At 72.9% G+C, this 18,694-nt stretch carries 15 protein-coding genes; 4 read left to right on the forward strand and 11 right to left on the reverse strand.

Going from position 1 to position 18,694, the window contains the following annotated elements; all coding sequences use genetic code 11:
• Window positions 1-40: 40 nt before the first annotated feature.
• The 5 genes from OG570_RS42675 to OG570_RS42695 all read right to left on the reverse strand — a co-directional run bounded on the left by OG570_RS42675 (window position 41) and on the right by OG570_RS42695 (window position 4,594).
• Window positions 41-274 (reverse strand): hypothetical protein, encoded by a 234-nt coding sequence (locus OG570_RS42675; RefSeq protein WP_326954417.1) that lies wholly within the window; start codon window positions 272-274, stop codon window positions 41-43.
• Window positions 275-460: 186 nt separating this feature from the next.
• The gene (locus tag OG570_RS42680) at window positions 461-1,237 is read right to left on the reverse strand and encodes an MHYT domain-containing protein (RefSeq protein WP_326954418.1); all 777 of its coding nucleotides are present in this window, start codon (window positions 1,235-1,237) and stop codon (window positions 461-463) included.
• A gap of 32 nt (window positions 1,238-1,269) precedes the next feature.
• Window positions 1,270-1,659, reverse strand: a complete 390-nt coding sequence (locus OG570_RS42685; protein ID WP_326948217.1) for a DUF742 domain-containing protein — start codon at window positions 1,657-1,659, stop codon at window positions 1,270-1,272.
• Complete coding sequence (locus OG570_RS42690; protein WP_326951494.1) at window positions 1,656-2,162, reverse strand: roadblock/LC7 domain-containing protein; 507 nt, start codon at window positions 2,160-2,162, stop codon at window positions 1,656-1,658. The genes OG570_RS42685 and OG570_RS42690 overlap by 4 nt, the downstream gene beginning before the upstream one ends.
• Window positions 2,163-2,167: 5 nt before the next feature.
• Window positions 2,168-4,594, reverse strand: a complete 2,427-nt coding sequence (locus OG570_RS42695) for a sensor histidine kinase (RefSeq protein ID WP_326954419.1) — start codon at window positions 4,592-4,594, stop codon at window positions 2,168-2,170.
• A gap of 608 nt (window positions 4,595-5,202) precedes the next feature.
• Here OG570_RS42695 and OG570_RS42700 point away from each other — a divergent pair.
• Both OG570_RS42700 and OG570_RS42705 read left to right on the forward strand, forming a co-directional pair.
• The gene (locus OG570_RS42700) at window positions 5,203-6,078 is read left to right on the forward strand and encodes an SAM-dependent methyltransferase (RefSeq protein WP_326954420.1); all 876 of its coding nucleotides are present in this window, start codon (window positions 5,203-5,205) and stop codon (window positions 6,076-6,078) included.
• 169 nt (window positions 6,079-6,247) lie between these two features.
• Window positions 6,248-7,927, forward strand: coding sequence for an SIR2 family protein (locus OG570_RS42705; RefSeq protein WP_326954421.1), 1,680 nt, complete (start codon window positions 6,248-6,250; stop codon window positions 7,925-7,927).
• Window positions 7,928-7,930: 3 nt separating this feature from the next.
• On the opposite strand, the gene OG570_RS42710 is transcribed toward OG570_RS42705, so the two are convergent.
• The 6 genes from OG570_RS42710 to OG570_RS42735 form a co-directional block, all read right to left on the reverse strand.
• Entirely contained in the window at window positions 7,931-8,095 is a 165-nt protein-coding gene (locus OG570_RS42710) for a hypothetical protein (protein WP_326948213.1), read from the reverse strand.
• Between the two features lie 236 nt (window positions 8,096-8,331).
• Window positions 8,332-9,156: a DUF3592 domain-containing protein gene (locus tag OG570_RS42715; protein ID WP_326954422.1), complete on the reverse strand. Its 825-nt coding sequence runs from the start codon at window positions 9,154-9,156 to the stop codon at window positions 8,332-8,334.
• A 9-nt stretch (window positions 9,157-9,165) separates the two neighbouring features.
• Window positions 9,166-9,693 carry a hypothetical protein gene (locus OG570_RS42720; RefSeq protein ID WP_326954423.1) on the reverse strand — a complete coding sequence of 176 codons (528 nt, stop codon included), beginning with the start codon at window positions 9,691-9,693 and terminating at the stop codon, window positions 9,166-9,168.
• A gap of 54 nt (window positions 9,694-9,747) precedes the next feature.
• A complete protein-coding gene (locus tag OG570_RS42725) occupies window positions 9,748-12,822 on the reverse strand; it encodes a hypothetical protein (protein WP_326954424.1) in 3,075 nt (1,024 codons plus the stop codon).
• A gap of 1 nt (window position 12,823) precedes the next feature.
• Window positions 12,824-13,840: a hypothetical protein gene (locus OG570_RS42730; RefSeq protein ID WP_326954425.1), complete on the reverse strand. Its 1,017-nt coding sequence runs from the start codon at window positions 13,838-13,840 to the stop codon at window positions 12,824-12,826.
• Window positions 13,837-15,150 (reverse strand): hypothetical protein, encoded by a 1,314-nt coding sequence (locus OG570_RS42735; protein ID WP_326954426.1) that lies wholly within the window; start codon window positions 15,148-15,150, stop codon window positions 13,837-13,839. Before OG570_RS42735 ends, OG570_RS42730 begins: the two co-directional genes overlap by 4 nt.
• A 55-nt stretch (window positions 15,151-15,205) precedes the next feature.
• Between OG570_RS42735 and OG570_RS42740 the strand changes: the two genes are divergently transcribed.
• Both OG570_RS42740 and OG570_RS42745 read left to right on the forward strand, forming a co-directional pair.
• Complete coding sequence (locus OG570_RS42740; protein ID WP_326954427.1) at window positions 15,206-16,483, forward strand: low temperature requirement protein A; 1,278 nt, start codon at window positions 15,206-15,208, stop codon at window positions 16,481-16,483.
• A gap of 529 nt (window positions 16,484-17,012) precedes the next feature.
• The gene (locus OG570_RS42745) at window positions 17,013-18,596 is read left to right on the forward strand and encodes an AMP-binding protein (RefSeq protein WP_326954428.1); all 1,584 of its coding nucleotides are present in this window, start codon (window positions 17,013-17,015) and stop codon (window positions 18,594-18,596) included.
• The last annotated feature ends 98 nt before the right edge of the window (window positions 18,597-18,694 follow it).

An 18,694-nucleotide genomic window follows, 5' to 3' on the forward strand; every position in this document is an offset into this window, starting at 1 on the left:
AGTGTGTATGTCGTCCGTTTATACACCCCGTTCATAGCGATCAACGACGACGTTCGGCGTCCTCCGGAGATCGGAAAGCGGCCACGTCGAACACCACGGTCGTCGCCACGACGGCCCGGACGCACCCCTGCGGGCCGGGGACGCACGCGGTCCCGATCCGGCGCACCGAGACCGTGCGCCAGGACCACGCGCAGCCGGTCGCGCAGGCCGGCGTCGCGGCCTCGGCCGGCACCGGCGTATCCAGCGCGAAAACCACCAGAACGGCCGGCAGCAACGTCCTCCCCCGCACGCGGCGGCGTCGCTCGCGCGTCAGCGGACCGGTGCCCGGCTCGGCGCCCTGCTCATCCCTCGTGCTCGGCCCATCGGAAACCTCCCCGTTCCCGGCTCCGCGGATCGGAGCGCCGGGTCAGGCTGCCGCGAGGACCGTGCGGATTCCTTGCGCTGACCTGCAACGCGCAGGTCAGCGGGCTACCAGGGCTTCCTCCGGCTTGACGGGCGGCTCGGCGGCGGTCCCGACGGCCGGCGCGATCAGGACGGCGCACAGCGGCACCGCCATCGCGATCGCCGCGAGGACGAACACCGGGAACAGGAACGAGAACACCTCGGTGCCCGCCGGGTCTGGGGCGGACATGTCCATCTGCATCCGCACCGCGGCCATGCCCGTGTAGTGCATGCCGGTCACGGCGACGGCCATCACGAACCCGGCGGCCACGCGCAGCACCAGGCGGTTCAGTACGATCGCGAACCAGAGCGCGGCCGTCGCGGCGACCACGGCGATGACCACCGACAGCACCACCAGCGGCGTGTCGTAGGTGAAGCCGCCCTTCACGCGCAGGGCCGACATGCCCGTGTAGTGCATGACGTTGACCGCGAGCCCGGTGATCAGGCCGCCGAGCAGCAGCCGCCAGCCGATCCGGGCCTGGCTGCCCGCCACCAGCAGCCCGACGAACACCGCCGCGACCGCCAGCAGCGCCGACAGCACGGTGCGGAAGACGTCGTAGCGCACCGGCATCCCCGGCGTGCTGAAGCCGAGCATGGCGACGAAGTGCATCAGCCAGATGCCGACACCGCCGATCGACACCGCCGCCAGGACCAGCCACCGCAGACGGTGACGCGGGTCCGCGGCGTGCCGGGCCTGCACGGCGCAGGCGAGGCCGAGCACGCAGCCGACCACCGAGGTGAGGTAGGCGAGCACGAGCAGCCAGCGCCCCAGCGCGAAGTTCTCCGCGTGGTCCATGGGTCAGTCCTTCCTCCGGGGCACGGCCGGGGTCAAAGATCCTTCAAGCCGTGCAGCACGCGTTCCATCAGGTCGTGGCGCTCGCCCCAGGACGACGTGTCCGAAAGGGTGTCGCGGACGATGACCAGCCTGTCCTCCATCAGGTCCGCGACGAGCACGCGGACCACGCCGAGCGGCAGCACCAGCAGCGCGGCGATCTCCATCAGCGACCGGGGGCGGGCGCACAGCTCCATGACCTGGGCCAGCGCACTCGTCGAGTGGTAGGCCTCGGTCCGGCCGGCGGCCGTCGTCTCCACGAGCGCCTCGACGGCGATCTCGACCACCGGCGCCGTCCGGCCCTCGGTCCAGGAGTAGGGCCGCGCGAGCGACGGGGCGTGGCGCGGCTCCTCTCCGGCCGGGCCGAACGGCGGGTACTCCGTCACAGGCGGTCCTGAGCCACCGGCATCTCACGCGCGGGCACGTCCACCTTCTGCCCGACCCGCTCGACCAGCATCGTCATCTCGTAACCGACGAGCCCGATGTCGCAGCCGGTCGTGGCCAGCACGACCAGGTTGGAGCCGTCGCCGACGCTCATCAGCAGCAGGAACCCCTGCTCCATCTCGATCACCGACTGCACCACCCGCCCCGCCGTGAACAGCTCCGCGGTGCCGAGCGACAGGCTGTGTAACCCCGCCGCGATGGCCGCCAGCTGGTCCGCCCGTTCGCGCGGCAGCGTCTCGTCGGCCGCGACGAGCAGTCCGTCGGCGGACACCAGCACGGCGTGCGCGACGCCCGAGACGTCCTGCACGAACCCGTTGACCAGCCAGTTCAGCGTGGCCGTGCGCTCGGGTGGCGGCGGCGAGCCGGGGAACACCCCCAGGGTGCCGCTCAGCGTGCGGCTCGCGGCCTCGGCGCCGGGGGCGCGCCGCTGGTGAACCTCGGGCAGTTCCGTCATCGCGGATCCACTTCGTCCTTTCCGGATTCTTCGGCGCGTGTCGCGGTCTGCTGTCGCGCCGCGCGCATTCCCTGGTAGTGCCGGGACAGGCTGTTCCGGACGGCGGAGGCGTCCCGGAACCCGCCGCCGGGCTCTTCACGCACCCGCGGGACGACCGCGCCGGGCGCGAGCTGCGCACCGGGCCGCCGGGTCGGCAACCCGGCGTCGGTCAGCTTCGGCGCCACCGGCGGTTCGAGAGCGTCTTCCGCGGCGTGACGCGCGTGCTCCGCCGCCGGGGTCGCCCACTCCGCGGCCGGTTTCGGCTTCGGCTTCGGCGGCGGCGTCACGGCCGCCGGGGGCGGCGCGGGCGCCGGTGCGGGAGCAGGCGGCGGTACCGGGGCGGCCGGCAGGCCGGGCAGGGGTTCGATCGGCTCGGTGAACCAGCTCGTGACGACCTGTTCGAAGATCGGCGTCGGCGCCTGCGGCGGCACCAGGACCGGCCGGGAGGATCCGTTGCGGCGCATGACCGGTTCGGCCTGCCTGCCGGCGCCGATCGGCCGGGCCAGGTCGGCCAGGATCAGCGCGCCCGGCACGTGCACGCTGGCGGTGACGCCCCGGTGCCGGCCGCTCGGGCCGGTCGGGCGCAGCCGCACCGTGACGCCGTGCAGCGAGGCGAGCCGGCCGACCACGAACAGGCCCATCCGCCGGGTCGTCTCGGGACCGACGGACCCCGCGGCGGCGAGCCGCTCGTTGACCGACGTGATCTCCTGCGGCGTCATGCCCAGGCCCTGGTCGACGACCTCGATGAGCAGGCCGCCGTCGGCGCCGCGGTCGGCGGTCAGCGCCACCTTGTGCTCCGGCGGCGAGAACCGCGTCGCGTTCTCCAGCAGCTCGGCGAGGATGTGCACCACGTCCGCGGCCGCCTCGGGCTGCACCGAGCTGCGCGGCGCGTTGCCCATCGCCACCCGCCGGTAGTCCTTGACCTCGGACGTCGCGGCCCGCAGCAGGTCGCGCGTGGGCACCGGCTCGCGGCCCTGGCGGACCGGCCGGCCACCGGCGAGCACGTGCAGGTTCTCGCCGTTGCGGCGCAGCCGGGTGGCGATGTGGTCGATCCGGAACAGCTCCTCGAGGCGGGCCGGGTTCTGCTCCCCCGACTCGAGGTCTTCGATGATCGACAGCTGCTGCTCGACCAGCGACTGGCTGCGCCGCGACAGCGTCATGAACATCTCGCTGACCTGCTTGCGCAGCTCGGCCTGCTCGACGGCGAGGCGGACGGCCTGGCGGTGCATGTCGTCGAAGGCACGGGCCAGCTGCCCGATCTCCTCCTCGGTCTGGACCGGCACGGCCGGCACGGCGCGCCAGTCGACCTCCTTGCCGTCGCGGACCTGCCGGACGGTCTCCGGCAGCTGCTCGTGGGCGGCGTGCAGGGCCGCCGCGCGCAGCCGGCGCACCGGCCCGACGAGCGACCGCACGACCAGCAGGGCGACGGCGAGCGCGGCGAGCAGCGCGCCCAGGACCAGCGCCGTGTCGCGCAGGGAGTCGGCGCGGGCCCGGTCGGCCGCCGACGACACGTTGTCGGCCAGCTGCGTCGCGACGTCGTTCAGCACGCCGGTCACCCCGGGGACTTCCGCGGTGATGGACGGGAGGAAGGACGACAGGGCCGCCGTCCCGGTGCTCTCGGGGTCCTGCAGCGTGCCGAGCCGGTTCGCGGCGGGGCTGGTCGCGGCGGTGAACCGGGTCCGCAGGGCGCCGGTCAGCTGACGGCCGGCCTGCTCGCCGAGCACCGTCTGCTCGGCGGCGGTCAGCACGGCCGCCGGGCGCAGGGTCGCGTCGTCCGGGCTGGCCTGCGCCGCCCGCACGTACGTCTCCTCGGTCGCCAGCTCGGCCCGCAGGTGCACCAGCAGCCGGGCGGTGTCCGCGGCGACGGCGGTGTCGCTGCCGACGTCGGCCGGGACGAGCGCGGGCACGAGGTCGCCGAGCGAGGCGATGATGTCGTTGTACCCTGCGGCCTTGGTGCGCACGTCACCGTTCGCGGCGCCGGCGGCGCGGATCCCGGCGAGCTTGCCGAGCGCGGTGTTCAGCGAGCGGCCGGTGTCCGCGGGCAGCGGCGCGAAACCGGTTTCGCGCTGGATGGCGGCCACTTTCGCGTCCACCGCGGCGGTCAGCGTGTTCGGCGCCCCGCCCGGTACCGCGACGGCGGCGACCATCTCCTGGCTCAGCGACGCCGTCAGGTCGATCGTGTCGTGCAGGACCGGCAGCCGGTCGCGCGCCGCGCTGAGCGTGGTGGCCCGGTCGAGCTCACCCTGGATCCGGACCACCGCCAGCGCGACGGCGACCAGGACGGGCAGCAGCAGGACGACGCTGATCTTGGTGCGGACGCTCCAGTGCGCCGGCCACCACGGGGCGTCGGCCGGCCGGCGTGGCGTGGACCCTCGTTCAAGCATGGTGGAACCGCTCGATTCCCAGCCGACGCGCGGCTGACGTCGAACCCGGACAGGACGAGATCACCCCAGGGCCGATCACGCACCGTCTCGAACGATCTTGGACACCGGCACCCGAACCGGTGAAATTGCGGCTTTCCCATTGACGTGGCGTGACCGAGCCGGGTTGCAGAGAACATCAACTCCGGCGCCCCTGTCAAGCCCGACACCGACATTTTCGACAGCTCGGCGCGAATTCTTTCCGACACGCCCGTACATATCACGCATCGTGTCCCGCCGACTCCGCCTTGCACACCGTACAAGCAGGTTCGCGCAGCTCCGCGCCTTGCTTAGGCTGGCTCACGATGCGCCCGAAGGATCTTTTCCGGCGTCGGCAGAATTACCCACAACCGTTACACAGTCGCGACATCGGCACAATTTGACAAAGAGCACCGAGCATTGTTCGTTATTAATTTCCGGCACGCACCGCGAGTGCGTCGCACACTCCCGAACATCACAGCCGGTGACGCACACCACACACCCTGATTCCGGGCAAAACACTCACGGCACGCACCCGATCGGTCGCGCAGTGTCATGCTGGGGGGACGCAGCGATCTTCGGGAGGGTCACGGATGAGCGGGACGCACCAGCAGTGGGACATCGTCACCAGCGTCGGCCTGACCGCGCTCGCGGTCGCGTCCGCGCGGGCGATCGCGACGGGTTCCGCTGGCGGCCTCGTCGACGACCCGTTCGCGGCCGAGTTCGTCCGCGCGGCGAACCCGCCCAAGCCCCTGCCGACCGGCCCGGCCGACGTGGACGGCGACGAGATGTGGAGCGCGATGGCCGGCTACATGGGCCTGCGCTCCCGCTTCTTCGACGAAGTGGTCGTCACGTCCGACGCGCCACAGGTGGTCATCCTCGCCGCCGGCCTCGACGCCCGCGCCTACCGGCTGGACCTCGACGGCCGTGCCGTCTTCGAGGTCGACCAGCCGCGGGTCCTGGCGTTCAAGCAGCAGGTCCTCGACGACCTCGGCGCGCTGCCCCACTGCCACCGCCACCCGGTCGCGGCGGACCTGCGCCACGACTGGCCGGCCGCGCTGGAGCAGGCGGGCTTCGACCGCACCCGCCCGACGGTCTGGCTCGCCGAGGGACTCCTGCCGTACCTGCCCGCGCGGGCCGAGGAGGAGCTGTTCGAGGTGGTCCACGCCCGTTCCGCGCCGGGCAGCCGCTTCGGCGTCGAGCAGGTCCCGGGCGGCGACGTCGAGGGCATGAACCGGAGCATGGAGGCGATGCAGGCCGCCGAACGCCTGGGCATCAGCATGGCGGGCCTGCTCAACACCGAGCCCCGCCGCGACCCGGCGGCCTGGCTGGACGGCCAGGGCTGGCGCGTCACCACCGACATCGCCGACGCGCTCGCCACCCGCTACCGCCGCCCCCTGCCGGCCTACCTCAACGACACGATGGCGAAGGCGGAACTCATCCGCGCCGACCTGCCGTATTCGCAGTAGCCGTTATTGACAAAAGACTGACACATTCCGCGAACTCCGAGTGACCACCCGCTCGGCCATTAGCGTGATCTCTTCGGGCCGCGTAACAAATTCGGTGCCGCACCCGACCGTGCCGGAGCACGGGTGCCAAGATGACACCACGGTCACCGCGGAACGCACGAGGTCATGCATGCCAGAGAGATTCCGGTCCAAAATCGTCGACGCCAGCGCGTTCGACAAAGGGGACACGTTTTCTTTCGAAACGCAGCCGTACCTCACCGAGCTGTTCGAAGCGGTGCGCGACCGCACCCGCCCGTTGACGATCGTGGTCGGCGCGGGCGTCTCGATGAACTCGAGCCTGCCCTCCTGGCCGTCGCTGATCGCGAAGATGACCGAAGCGATCGACGACGAGGACATCCGCACGATCGCGCTGGCCGACCGGTCCGATCTGATGCGCAAGGCCGAGATCGTGCTGCAGCTCATCAAGGACGCGAACCGCAACATCCAGGACCACGAGGTGATCCGGGACGCGCTCTACCAGCGGGACCTGCGGGTGACCCCCGGACTGCTGGCGCAGTCGATCGCCCGGCTGGCCTACACCCGGCGCACCGACTGCCGCCTGCTCACCACGAACTTCGACATCATCCTCGAAGAAGCGCTCCTGGCCTACTTCGCCGAAGCCGACGTCAAAGCGTTCTCGATCCGGCCCGGCGGAAAGAAGGAATGGGCCGCGTGGAACAAGAAAGCCGGCCACATCGGCGTGCTGCACCTGCACGGCCTGGTCCGGCAGGCGCGCAACCCCGAAGAACCGATCATCCTCACCGAATCCCAGTTCCTCAAGTACGGCGCGGAAGTCCGGGCGATCCTCACCGATTCGATCAAGGACTCCTGCACCATCTTCATCGGGTTGAGCATGTCCGACCCGAACCTCGTGGGCCCGCTCTACGGAAGCGCGCCCACGAATTCGCTGCGGTTCTCCCTCGTCGTGCCCCCGGCGGTGAAGAACGTCTCCACGACCCGCGCCGCGGCCTACGCCATCAACTCCGCTCGCTACCTCGAGCAGACGCTGGGCCTCAAACCCATCTTCCTGAAGTCGTACTCGCAGCTCAACCAGGCGATCTCCGACCTCGCGCTCGCCGTCGTGGAACCCGAGCGATACCGGCCGGAGAACGAGGTCGAGGACTCCCTGGTCTACAACCGGCGCTTCGCCAAGGCCCTGGACGACTGCTACACGGCCGTCGGCTGCGAGCCGGACGCCGAGATCCCGGCCGGTCAGGCCGCGGAGGACCTGACCACGAAACTGCACGACGCCCTCAGCATCCCCGGCGGCCCGCTGGACGTCCTCGAAAAGCTCTCCCTCGAGTACGACGACCACGTCCTCGGCGGCAACGCGGGCGAGAACTTCGGGCTCTTCCTGTGGCTGCGCAGCCGGCTGCAGGAGAACGGCCGGCGCCGCTACACCATCAACCTCGTCGGCACCTCCGTCTACACGCACCGCGAAGAATGGTCGCTCCGGCACCACGTCACCATCGACCGGGGTTCCGACTTCGCCGCGGCCCAGGCGGTGTTCACCGGAAACCTCCAGGCGGCCAACCTCAGCCCGTCACCGATCGCGCAGATCTGGCGCGGCATTCTCGCGGCGCCCATTCTCGTTTCGGGAACCGGGAGCGAGAAAATGATCGGGCCCGACGCCGCGGACATCCTCTCGGTCGGCGCGATCACGTTGAATTCGACCTACGTCATCAAGGCCAACGGCGAAGAAGTGCCGCCCGAGCACCTGTCGCTCATCAGCAAACTGGATTCCGAGCGCTACAACCATTTGCTCGTCAGCCTCCAGCGGGCCGCGGAGCACGCCATGGACCTCGGCTGAGCGCTACTTCTTCTTGTGCGGCTTGGCCTTGATCACCGGCACCGGGCCGGGCACGGTCACGTAGACGGAACTCCCGACCCTGCGCCGCGGCGATTGGCCGATGATCGGTTCACCCGGGCTCGACGTCGGCGAGGCTTCCGGCGCGCAGGCCGCTGCATCCGTGCTCATGGCGTCAGCACACCCTTTCGCGCCGCGTACGGGATTCCTCTGCGGGAACGATGACACAACGCCCTGGAGAAAAGCTCGAACCGCTTCCCAGGTTACGCCGACCGGGGGACGAATCCGTCCAGGTGCCCATGCGATCACCCCTCTGCGGCGGTGTCACATTCCGCGCCGATGGTGCTACGGGTCGTAGTAGTGCGCGCAACCGCTCAATGCCGGAGTCGCCGGCCCCGAATCCGGCGTTACAAAAACGGCGGATAACGGATCGCATGGTCGTCCGGGTCGGGTTCCACCAGTACCGCGCCCGGGTCCTGCGGGTCGTAGCGGACCCGGACCTTGGTGCCGCGTGCCGGGGACTGCATGACCGGGGTGACCATCGTCGTCACCACCGTGCGCTCGCCCGTCTCTGCCGGGAAGCGGACGTGGACCGTGAAACGCGGGTTGCCCATGACCCAGACGTTGGTGAACTCGACGTGCGTGACCTGCCCGGTCACCAGGCGGCCGCGCTGGGTCAGGGCCTGCGCGCGGTCGTCCGCCTCCGCCGTGGTGAGGAACGTGCGCAGCAGGACCACGATCATCACCAGCGCGACGAGCCCGGCCACCGCCGGCACCAGGTACGGCTCGTAGTAGACGACCCAGTCGACGTCCGACCAGGGCTCGGGCGCGCCGTCGAGGAACGGCAGCCGCTGCCCCACCGCCTCCGGCCGCGTCCACGACGGAATCGCCACGCCGCTGCCCAGCGCGATGCCGAGGGACGCGGCCAGCGAGCTCGCCCGGAAGCCGGCGCCCATCCGGCCCAGCGACACCCCGCCGTTCCACAGCATCGCGAAGCCGAGGGACGACGCCGCCGTGACCGAGAGGCTGAAGAACAGCACCAGGGACACCGCCGGGCCCGCGTCGGCCCCCCACGCGCCGACGCGGTTCAGCGACATCAACCGGAACGTGTCCAGCAGCCCGAGGGCGCCCGACCAGCCCGCGACCGCCCAGGCGAGCGTCGTGGGCACCCCGAGCAGCCACAGCCGGCGGCCGGTGCGCCGGGGGTTCTCCGGCAGGCCGAATGCGAACACGCCCGCCCCCTAGACGATCGGGCCGAACACGGCGACCTTCGCCGGGTCGGCCGGGTCGACGCGGGCCTCGTGGCGGGTGCCGGGCGCGTACTGCTGGATCGTCGCCTGCGGCGCGATCAGCTGCGCGACCGTCCGGTACGGGACGCCGCCGGTGCGGGTGACCTCCAGTGTGGCGGTGTACTGGGCCTGCCCGGCGATCGTCCGGCCGGTCGGCTCCAGCGCGCGGACGACCAGGGTGGCCGGCTCGCACGTGTCGTAGAGCCGGCGCAGCTCGGTGCCGTAGGCCTGCAGCTCCTGCTGCTGGCGCAGCTGCTCCTCCATCGGCAGCGCCAGGAACGCGGCCATGTCCGGGTCGGCGTTCAGGCTCCGGAACGCCTGCGCGGCCGCCTGCGGCGTCGGCAGCTGCGGGGTGATGTCGTAGCCCTGGGCGGCGGCCGCCCGCCGGAACTGCTCGGCGTGCTGCTGGAACTCCTGCGCGCCGCGGGCCGCGCCCTGCTGCGTGGCCTCGTTGACCTTGTCGCGGATCTTCTTGAACATCGGGTCCCTGCCTTTCGCTGTGCGGTGTGTGCACAGCTTCGGCGGACCGCGCTGCTACCGAACCCAGGTTTGCCCGTCCGCGGCGGCGTCAAGGCAGGTCAGGGCCGCCCAGAAGACCGGCGAACGGGCCGGCTCGGGCCGTTCGCGCCACCGCGCGAGCCGGGTCCGCTGCCACTCGCACAGCTCGGTGACGGGGTCGTCGCCGGCGAGCGCGGTGTCGACGGCGACGACCAGCTCGGCCATCGGGTCCGCGCCGGGCACGGCGGCCGACGTCGGCAGCGCCCAGACGGTCGCGGCGACCAGCCCGGCCCCGGCCGCGACGGCGGCGAGCAGCACGCCGAACGGTTCGGCCAGGCCGAAGTCGCTCGCGCTGGCGCAGCCGATCAGCGCCACCCGCGCCGGCATGGTGTCCACTCGCGACAGTGCGAGATCGGCGGCGGTGAACGGCCGGTGCGCCCCGATCGGCGCGGCCGTGCCGGGCAGCTCGGCCGCACAGGACAGGTGCAGGGCGGTCTGCGCGCCGTGGTCGTCGCGCACCCGGCTGACGTGCCCGACGAACACCAGCCGCGAGCACGGCCGGGCCAGCAGCTCGGCGAGCAGCCGCCGGTCGGTGTCGGTCCGCCGGACGAGGTCGAGGCCGTTCGCGGCGGCCGGGTGAACCGGACCGGCTTCGAGCCGCGCGTCCAGGTGCCGGATCAGCGGCGAGCTGTCACTTTGCTTGCCGAGCACCGACCCCAGCTCACCGAAAGCGCTCTGGCCCGGAATCCGCGGATCGAGCAGGTAGACGGGCGGCCCGTCGGCGGCGGGCGGCTTGCGCGGGATCCCGGCGGGCGCGAGCAACGCGACGTCGGCGACGTCGAGGACGCGGTCGTCGCCGTCGAAACAGGAGTCGACCTCGTCGATCGTTCCGCGGGTCGGCCGCCGGTCGGGCAGGGCGAGCAGCCCCCACGGGACGTCGGCGAGGCGGGGCGAGGGCTGGACCCGCAGCAACGGCCGCCGCCCGGACGCCCGCCGGAGCCGTTCGACGAGATCGGCCGGCAGCAGGTTGAGGGCGAGCACCCGAGCCAGCCGCTGTTCCCCGGCGGCGCCGCCGAGAGCGTCGTCGGCCAGCGACCTTCGCACGGCGTCGGCGACGCTCTCCCCTTCGTGCGGCGTCGGCGATGCGGCCGCGAGGAAGCCGCGGACGGTCTCGACGAGTCCGGCGTCGATGGGGTTGGTGTGGACGGTGTCGAGGTCCTCGGTGGTCCGCCAGCTGAGGAAGGTGTGCCCGGCATCGGCGAAGCGCAGGACGAAGGTCTCGCGTCCCGGCTCGGCGGCGGGCCAGGTGGCGACGGTCTCGGTGGTCTGACGGCGCAGGTGGTACCGCTCGGTGGCGAGGTCGAGCCAGCGGTCCAGTTCCATAGGCTGACGAGGCGACCAGCGCAGGTCGGGTGGCGGGGCGAGCCGGAGGGGCAGGCCGGAGGTGACGGCGCCGAGCGCGGCCAGGGGCAGCCGGTCGTCGGTGACCGCCTCGGGTCGCGACCGCCCACGAGCCTCGGCCAGTGCGTAGGGGAGCACGGGATCACCAGCCGTCGCCGGATCCAGCGTCGGCAAGGTGCCGGTCAGGTCGAGGGAACGGTCCTCCGTGTACGCCCCGACCGCGCACGTGCGCTCGATCAGCTCCGCTGTCAGCCGCGTTTCGCCCAGCTGGGCCAGCACCGTCATCAGCAGCTCCGTCGCCGGGCCCGCGACGCCGCTCGCCCACGCCGTGCGCGCCTCGGGCGCGGCGAACTCGAAGCGGTACTCCTGTGCCGCCAAGGCCACCGGCAGCAGCAGCTCCAGGGCCGCCCGCGGGTCGTCGCCGCTCGCGTGGTCGATCGTCGCCGTCACGAAGTCCGCGCGCAGGCACTCCAGCCACTCCCCCGACGCCCGCGCCGACTCCTGGGCGCGGGCCGCGTGCTCCTTCGCCGCCGGCCAGTCGCCCTCGGCGGCCGCGCAGCGGGCCAGCGCCAGGTCCAGCCGGCGCGCGCCCGGGGTGTCGCCGTTGGCCGTCCACAGCTTTCCCGCGTGCTCGAACTGGTCCCTGGCCTGCGCGACGTCGCCGGCGAGCAGCAGGAGCGCGCCCAGCGCGTGGCTCGCCTCGGCCACGTCGCCGGTCAGGCCGGCCGCCGCCAGCTCGTCCCGGGCCGCGACGATCGTCGCGATCGCGCCCGGGAAATCCCCGTCGAGGGCCCGGGTTTCCGCCAGCTGGACGTCGAACTTCGCCGCCGTCGGGCCGCCGTGCCGGGCGCTCAGGCGCAGCAGGTCCGCCGACGCGTCCGCCTCCTCGCCGCCCGCCTGCCGGACGCGGGCGCGTTCGGCGCGCGCCATCGCCTGCAGCGACACGACCTGCTCACGCACCTCGTCGACGTCCGCGATGCGCGCCAGCGCCGCCAGGATCCCCTCGAGCGCGGCCCGCGCGCCGGCCGGGTCGCCCGCCGCCACCTGCACGCGCACGTCGAGGATGCGCAGCTCCAGCTCGTCGGCGCCGTGCGGGTCGAGCTGCTCGCGCGGGAACTGCCCCGGTTCGGCCGCCTTCCGGAACGCCGCCCGGCGCCGCTGGTCCGCGAGCAGCTCGCGCGCCCGCGGCAGGTCACCCTCCTCTGTGGACAGTGAGATGAGCACGCGTTCGGCGATCTCGCGTGAACCTTCGATCATCCGCAGCTCGACGTACTGTCCGAAGTGGACGATGGCCTTGGTGATCACGCCGAAGACGGTCAAGACGGCTTCGGCGCACTGTCGCGCGTTGCGCAGATCGCCGGCGGAGTAGCAGACCGTGGCCAGGTCGCTGACCGCGGCGAGGTCGAGGTCGGTCCGGTCTAGCCGGTGCGCGAGCTGCCGCATCCGGGCGTACTGCCGCTGCGCACCCGCGACGTCCCGCGCCGCGGCGAGCCGCTTCGCCACGCCTTGGACGTCGACGGCTTCGACGAGCAGAGCGTGATACTCGGCCTCGGTCAGCGAGCACGCGGGAACCTCGCCGTAGCGCGCCGGGTCCAGGCCGAAATGTGTTGCGACACAACGACAGTTGTAGCCGTGCGAACTCGACCCGGCGAGTTCGGGCGGCAGCGGCCGGTCCGGCGGGGTGAGCGGCGGCGGGAAGCCGGCGAGCACGTCAGAACTCCTCGGCGGCGTCCCCGGCCGCCGCGCGTTCGGCCAGCGTCCACACCCGCGGCGGTCGCGCCCGCACGAGCGAAACCACGGCCGCCCGGTCCGCCGGCGTGGTGCCCGTGACGCCCTCCGCCGCCACGCCCACGACGAGTCCGATGTGGACGTCCGGGGTCGCCGCGAGCCGGGTCGCGGCCGCGTCGAGGGCCACGCTCCCGGCGAACTGCCCGGCGCCGAGGGCCAAGGGGACTTCCGCGAACGGCTCCCCGTTGTGGGTCGCGACCGCGGTGAGGACGGCGTCGGCGAACGCGCCTGCGACCTCGACCTCGAGCCGGCCGGCGGCGACGATCCGCCAGGTCACGGTGTCTTCGGCGGCGTCGAGAACGCCCGGGGGCACGCGCGCCCAGTCGACGCTCGCGCGGCCCTCGGCCAGCACGCCGGCGCCGGGCGAGCCCGGGCCGGTGCCCGCGGCCAGTGCGTAGGCGCGTTGACCGCCGGCGATTTCCGGCTCGGCCGCGGCCTCGGCGCGCTCGACGTCGTCTTGCGCGTCGAACCAGGCCGCCAGCCGGGCGCAGAGGCCGCGGACTTCGCCGGCCGGCCCGGTCAGGGCGCCGCTCGCGACCGCCGCGTCGAAGAGTTCCGCCGGGGTGGCTTCGAAGCCGTCGAGCAGCCCTTCGGCGACGTCCTCGACCGCCGCCGTCGCGACGGCGGCTTCGAGGTCCAGCAGGGCCGGGTCCAGCGACGGAACGCCGAGCCGCGGGCCGGCGGGCCACCAGCGGCGCGCCCAGAGCAGCAGCGCGAGGGTGGCGAGCTCCGGCCGGGCCGGGACGTCGGCGTGCCCCTGCTCCAGTGCGGTTCGGGCGGCCTCGGCCCCGACGAGCCGGGTCAGCCACGGTTCCGCGGCACTCGCGTCGGTGAGTTCGATCCGCATGGACGTGGCCAAGCCGCCGAGGAGATCGGCGAGGGCGAAGCGGACGAGAGCGCCATCCGCGGCGACGACGGGCGTGTGCAGTGGGTGCGTCACGACGCGGCCTCCAGCTCGGGCAAGCGGGCGACGAGTGCGCGGCGCACCTTTGTCCGCAGGTCGAGGGAGGTCGAGCGGACGACGCCGGTGACGAGGTCGCGGACGTCCGCCGCGTCGGCCGGGGTCTCGCCGCGGACGTCGAAGCCGTGCAGCCGGATCCAGAGGCGGCCGAGGAACTGCTTGGCGAACTCGCGCAGCTCGCGGACGAGTCCGGGGTCGGGCCGCGGGGTGAGCGGGGTGCCGCCGGCCAGGGCGCGGCGGGCGTGCAGGACGTAACCCTCACGCGCGACCTGGGCGTTGAGCCGCCGCGCGAACTCGGGTACGGCCGTGGCCGCGGCGCCGTCGAGCGGCCGGAGCGCGGGTGCGACGACGACGCCGAGCGCGAAGCAGCCGGCGAGGGCGGGCCTTTCGAGCCCGAAGCCGGCGGCGACCCGGCTCAGTTCGCCGTCGACGAGGTCGGCGACGGGCGCCCGGTCGTCGGCGGGGGTTCGCCGGAGGGTGGCGCGCACCCGCCGTTCGACGCTGCGTTCGAGTAGTTCGGCGCCGATTTCGTCCCGCCGGCTCAGCGGCGGCACGGCGGTGTGGTCCCCGCGCTGCAGCCCGAGGTCGGGGGCGGTCGTGCCGGAGATCTCCTGGACGGCCTTGGCGACGGCGGCCGAACCGCCGGGCCGGCGAAGGGCCAGGCCGAGCGCGTGCCCGGCGCCGGATTCGGCGAGACTGTGCCAGGCGGAGTCGGCGAGGGTCTCGACGAACTCCGCGAGCTGCGTGATGTCCTCGGCGGAGGGCAGTTTGCCAGCCGGGGTGGCCGCGTGCCAGCGGCGGTGCAGCTCTTCCGTCAGGTCGGCCGCCACTCGCGGGTCGGCCAGGTAGCCCGCCAGGTCGTCGGCTCCGGGCGCGCGCTCGCCGTGCAGGTCGCGCAGTGCTGCCGCCGCCGTCTCGGCCGCATCCGGGCCTGGGGTGCCGAAGCCCGTTGCCAGCTCGTAGGCCAGCGGGAAGCACACGTCCTGGACGTTGCCCGCCGTGATCCGCAGTGCTCGGCGCTGCTTCTTCACGTGGGTGAACCACTCCGCCGTCGCGTGCAGGCGGTGCGCGTCGGCGAGCAAAAGCTGCGTCAGCTCCGCGGCCGATGCCTCGTCCAGCAGGGGACGGCCCAGGCGGGGACGGGCCGCGGTGCGGACGACCAGGGGGTCGATGATCTTCTTGATCGTGCGGGTCAGCGGGCCGCCGTCGGGCGCGGACAGGACGGCCACGCCGGGGATCCGCTGCCACGCCTGCGCCAGCACCGCCGAACGCAGCTGCGGCTTCGCCATCACCCTCCCCCTCTCCGATCGCACCCTATCCGAGCCGCAGTGCACAATCTCGGCTGTGACCGAAGATCAGGACAGCGCCGGGCACGGCAGACGCGTCGGATGGGTCGAGCTGTACTTCGACCTGATCTTCGTGTTCGCCGTCAGCCAGGTGACGCACGCGATCGTCGCCGAGCCGAAGTGGGTGCACGTCGGCGCCTCGCTGGGCCTGTTCGCCACGCTCTGGTGGACGTGGATCGGCTTCGCGCTGCTCTACAACCGCGTCGGCGACGACACCCGCGTCGTCGACCGGCTGTTCGTGCTGGCCGGCACGGTGCCGTGCGCGATCGCGGCCACCCAGGCGCACCACGTCTTCGAGGGGCACCCGGCGGGGTTCGCGGCGGCGCTGGCCGGGGTCCGCCTGATCCTGGCGGCGGCCCACCGGTGGTCCGGCCGGAGCAAGGCCGAGGTCCGCCGGATCGCCTGGGGCTACACGGCGTCGGCGGTGCTGTTCACGCTCTCGGCGTTCACCCCGCGGCCGTGGGTGTTCGTGCTGTGGGCGTTCGCGCTGATCCAGGAGGCGGGTTTCCTGCTGCTGGACGGCGGGAGCGACCGGCGACGCGGCGGCCACGACGCGCCCCGGCCGTCGCGGGCCGCGAAGATGCGCTCGCTGCTCGCGCCGTCGAGCAACCCGGGACGGGCGGTCGATCCGGGGCACCTGTCCGAGCGTTTCGGGCTCTTCATGATCCTGCTGCTCGGCGAGCTGGTGATCACGGTGGGTGGCGCGGCGCTCGACCGCCCGGCCGACGACCTCGGCCACTGGCTCGCCCTGGTCGGCGGCCTGGTCCTCGCCGGCGCGCTGTGGTGGGTGTACTTCACGTCGGCGGCGGAGATCTACGAGCGCATGCTCGACCTCTCCGGCGGCAACCCCGCGCTGGCGTACTTCCTGTACGCGGGCGGGCACCTGATCCCGGCGTTCTCCCTGCTGCTCATCGCGGCCGGGGTGGACCTTTCACTGCACGAGTCCCCACCGGTCTCGGCCGCGTGGTTCATCACGGCCGGCCTGACGGCCTACCTCACCGGGACGCGGGTGTTCTCGATGCAGCCGCGGAAGTGGTACGTGAACGTGCTCCAGATCGCGGCGCTGGCCGCCACGGTGAACCTCGCACTGCTGCGCCACGTGCTGTCGGCGCCGGCGGTGGTGGCGGTGATCGCGGTGTGGGCGGTCATCAGCGCCGCCATCTCGGCGAGGGTTCGGCACGGAGTGCTGGAGGATTTGTCGAACGACCCGGCGGCCTTCTTCCACGCCTCGGAACGCGACTCGGAACGCGACTCGGAACACGACTCGGGAATCTGACCTCGGGCGGCACTCGCTGGCTGGCGCTGCCCGGTCGGCCACCGGACGCGGACGGAGTGGCGACCTCACGCTGCTCGGTCCGGCATTGCGCCCGCGCTCGCCCTGGCCGCGGCCGCGCCGCAAGCACGAACCCGACGTGCGCGACAGCGGCGCCCATGCGAACGACAGCCTCGCCATGCGTGGCCGAGGCGTGCGTGGCCGAGGCGTGCGTGGCCGGCTTCAGCGGTGCGAGCGACAGCTCGGGCGTGCGTGACCTGGGTGACCATGCGAGCGGCGGCCCCCGGCGTGCGTGAACGGCTACAGCGGTGCGACCTGGTGGCCCTCCCGGAGTCATCGCGCATCGAGTGACCCGCCTGTCGCGGTGATCACCGACTCTCGCGAGGCGTCGTCACTGTGTGCTGTCCCAGGTGAACGCAGTGGCATCGCCTTCTCGTCGCCGCCGTCAGGGGTGCGGCATTGCGTCTTCTCGACGGTCGCAACGGGTGCTACTTTTCTCCTGGTGCAGGTCGTTCCGACCCGAGGAGCCGTGATGCCGCTTTCTCCCAGCGCTCACACCGACTCGTTCTGCCGCGATCGGCTGCCGCCCGAAGCGCAGTGGCCGCGGCTGGTGTTCGACCTTCCGGAGCTGCGGTATCCCGATCGGCTCAACGCCGCCACCGTGCTGCTCGACCACACCCTCGCGCGCCTCGGGGCGGATCGGCCGTGCCTGCGGTCGCCGCACGAGACGTGGACCTACGGGGACGTGCTCGCGCGCGCCAACCGGATCGCGCACGTGCTCACCGCCGACCTCGGCGTCGTGCCCGGCAACCGCGTGCTGCTGCGCGGGACCAACACCCCGTGGCTCGCGGCGTGCTGGCTGGGCGTGCTCAAAGCCGGGGCGGTCGCCGTCACGACCATGCCGATGCTGCGCCGCGGCGAGCTCGACAAGATCGTCGAGCGCGCGGCGCCCAGCGTCGCCCTCTGCGACGAGCGCCTGCTCGACGAGCTGCCGCCCGGCCTGCCGGTGGTCTCCTACGGCACCGAACTCGCCGGACGCTGCGCACGGCACCCGGCGACCTTCGACGACGTGCCGACGGCCGCCGACGACGTCGCGTTGCTCGCCTTCACCTCCGGCACCACCGGGTCGCCGAAGGCGACCATGCACTTCCACCGCGACCTGCTCGCCATCGCCGACACGTTCTCCCGGCACGTCCTGCGGCCCGCCGCGGACGACCTGTTCTGCGGCACCCCTCCCCTCGCGTTCACCTTCGGCCTCGGTGGCCTCCTCGTGTTCCCGTTGCACTCCGGCGCGTCGGTGTTGCTGCTCGAGCGCGCCACCCCGAAGGAGCTGGCCACGACCGTCGCCGAGCAGGCGGTGACCGTGCTCTTCACCGCGCCGACGGCCTACCGCGCGATCCTCGGCGCCGGCGACGGCCCGCTGCTGGCCGGCGTCCGCCGCGCCGTGTCCGCCGGCGAGGCCCTCCCGGCCGCCGTGGCCGAGCAGTACCGCGACGTCGTCGGGCGGCCGCTCATCGACGGCATCGGCAGCACGGAGATGCTGCACGTGTTCATCTCCGCCGCCGACGACGCGGCCCGCCCCGGCTCGACCGGCACCGTCGTGCCCGGGTTCCGCGCCACCGTGCTCGACGGAACCGGCCACCCGGTGCCCGACGGCACGCCGGGCCTGCTCGCCGTGCGGGGCCCCACCGGCTGCCGCTACCTCGGCGACCCCCGGCAGGCCGACTACGTCCGCGACGGCTGGAACCTCACCGGCGACACCTACGTGCGCGACGCCGAGGGCTACTTCCGGTTCGTGGCCCGCAGCGACGACATGATCGTGTCCTCCGGCTACAACATCGCCGCCCCCGAGGTGGAAGAGGTGCTGCTGACCCACCCGGACGTCGCCGAATGCGCCGTGGTCGGCACTCCCGACCCGGAGCGCGGGTCGGTCGTGACGGCCTTCGTCGTGCTCCGGCCGGGCGCCGAGCCGGGGCCGGACCTCGCACACGCGCTGCAGGAGCACGCCAAAGCCGTTGCGGCGCCGTACAAGTACCCGCGCCGGGTGCGGTTCGTGGACGCGCTGCCGCGCAACGCCAGTGGCAAGCTGCAGCGTTTCCTGCTGCGCGGGTGGTGACGTGAGCACTGACGCGGGTGCTGAACGGGGTGACGGGCCCGCTGCCGAGGTGGGGTGGCGGTGGGCCCGTCACGTTCGTGGGGTGCCGGGGACATGCC

This window comes from Amycolatopsis sp. NBC_01286, assembly GCF_035982555.1.
In the GTDB taxonomy this organism is placed as follows: domain Bacteria; phylum Actinomycetota; class Actinomycetes; order Mycobacteriales; family Pseudonocardiaceae; genus Amycolatopsis.

What these genes read in the sequence shown, in the direction of transcription:
- OG570_RS42705 (WP_326954421.1), top strand. Translation starts at nt 6,248, where the DNA reads ATGCCAGAGAGATTCCGGTCCAAAATCGTCGACGCCAGCGCGTTCGAC.
- OG570_RS42680 (WP_326954418.1), bottom strand. Translation starts at nt 1,237, where the DNA reads ATGGACCACGCGGAGAACTTCGCGCTGGGGCGCTGGCTGCTCGTGCTC.
- OG570_RS42735 (WP_326954426.1), bottom strand. Translation starts at nt 15,150, where the DNA reads ATGGCGAAGCCGCAGCTGCGTTCGGCGGTGCTGGCGCAGGCGTGGCAG.
- OG570_RS42745 (WP_326954428.1), top strand. Translation starts at nt 17,013, where the DNA reads ATGCCGCTTTCTCCCAGCGCTCACACCGACTCGTTCTGCCGCGATCGG.
- OG570_RS42720 (WP_326954423.1), bottom strand. Translation starts at nt 9,693, where the DNA reads ATGTTCAAGAAGATCCGCGACAAGGTCAACGAGGCCACGCAGCAGGGC.
- OG570_RS42700 (WP_326954420.1), top strand. Translation starts at nt 5,203, where the DNA reads ATGAGCGGGACGCACCAGCAGTGGGACATCGTCACCAGCGTCGGCCTG.
- OG570_RS42710 (WP_326948213.1), bottom strand. Translation starts at nt 8,095, where the DNA reads ATGAGCACGGATGCAGCGGCCTGCGCGCCGGAAGCCTCGCCGACGTCG.
- OG570_RS42695 (WP_326954419.1), bottom strand. Translation starts at nt 4,594, where the DNA reads ATGCTTGAACGAGGGTCCACGCCACGCCGGCCGGCCGACGCCCCGTGG.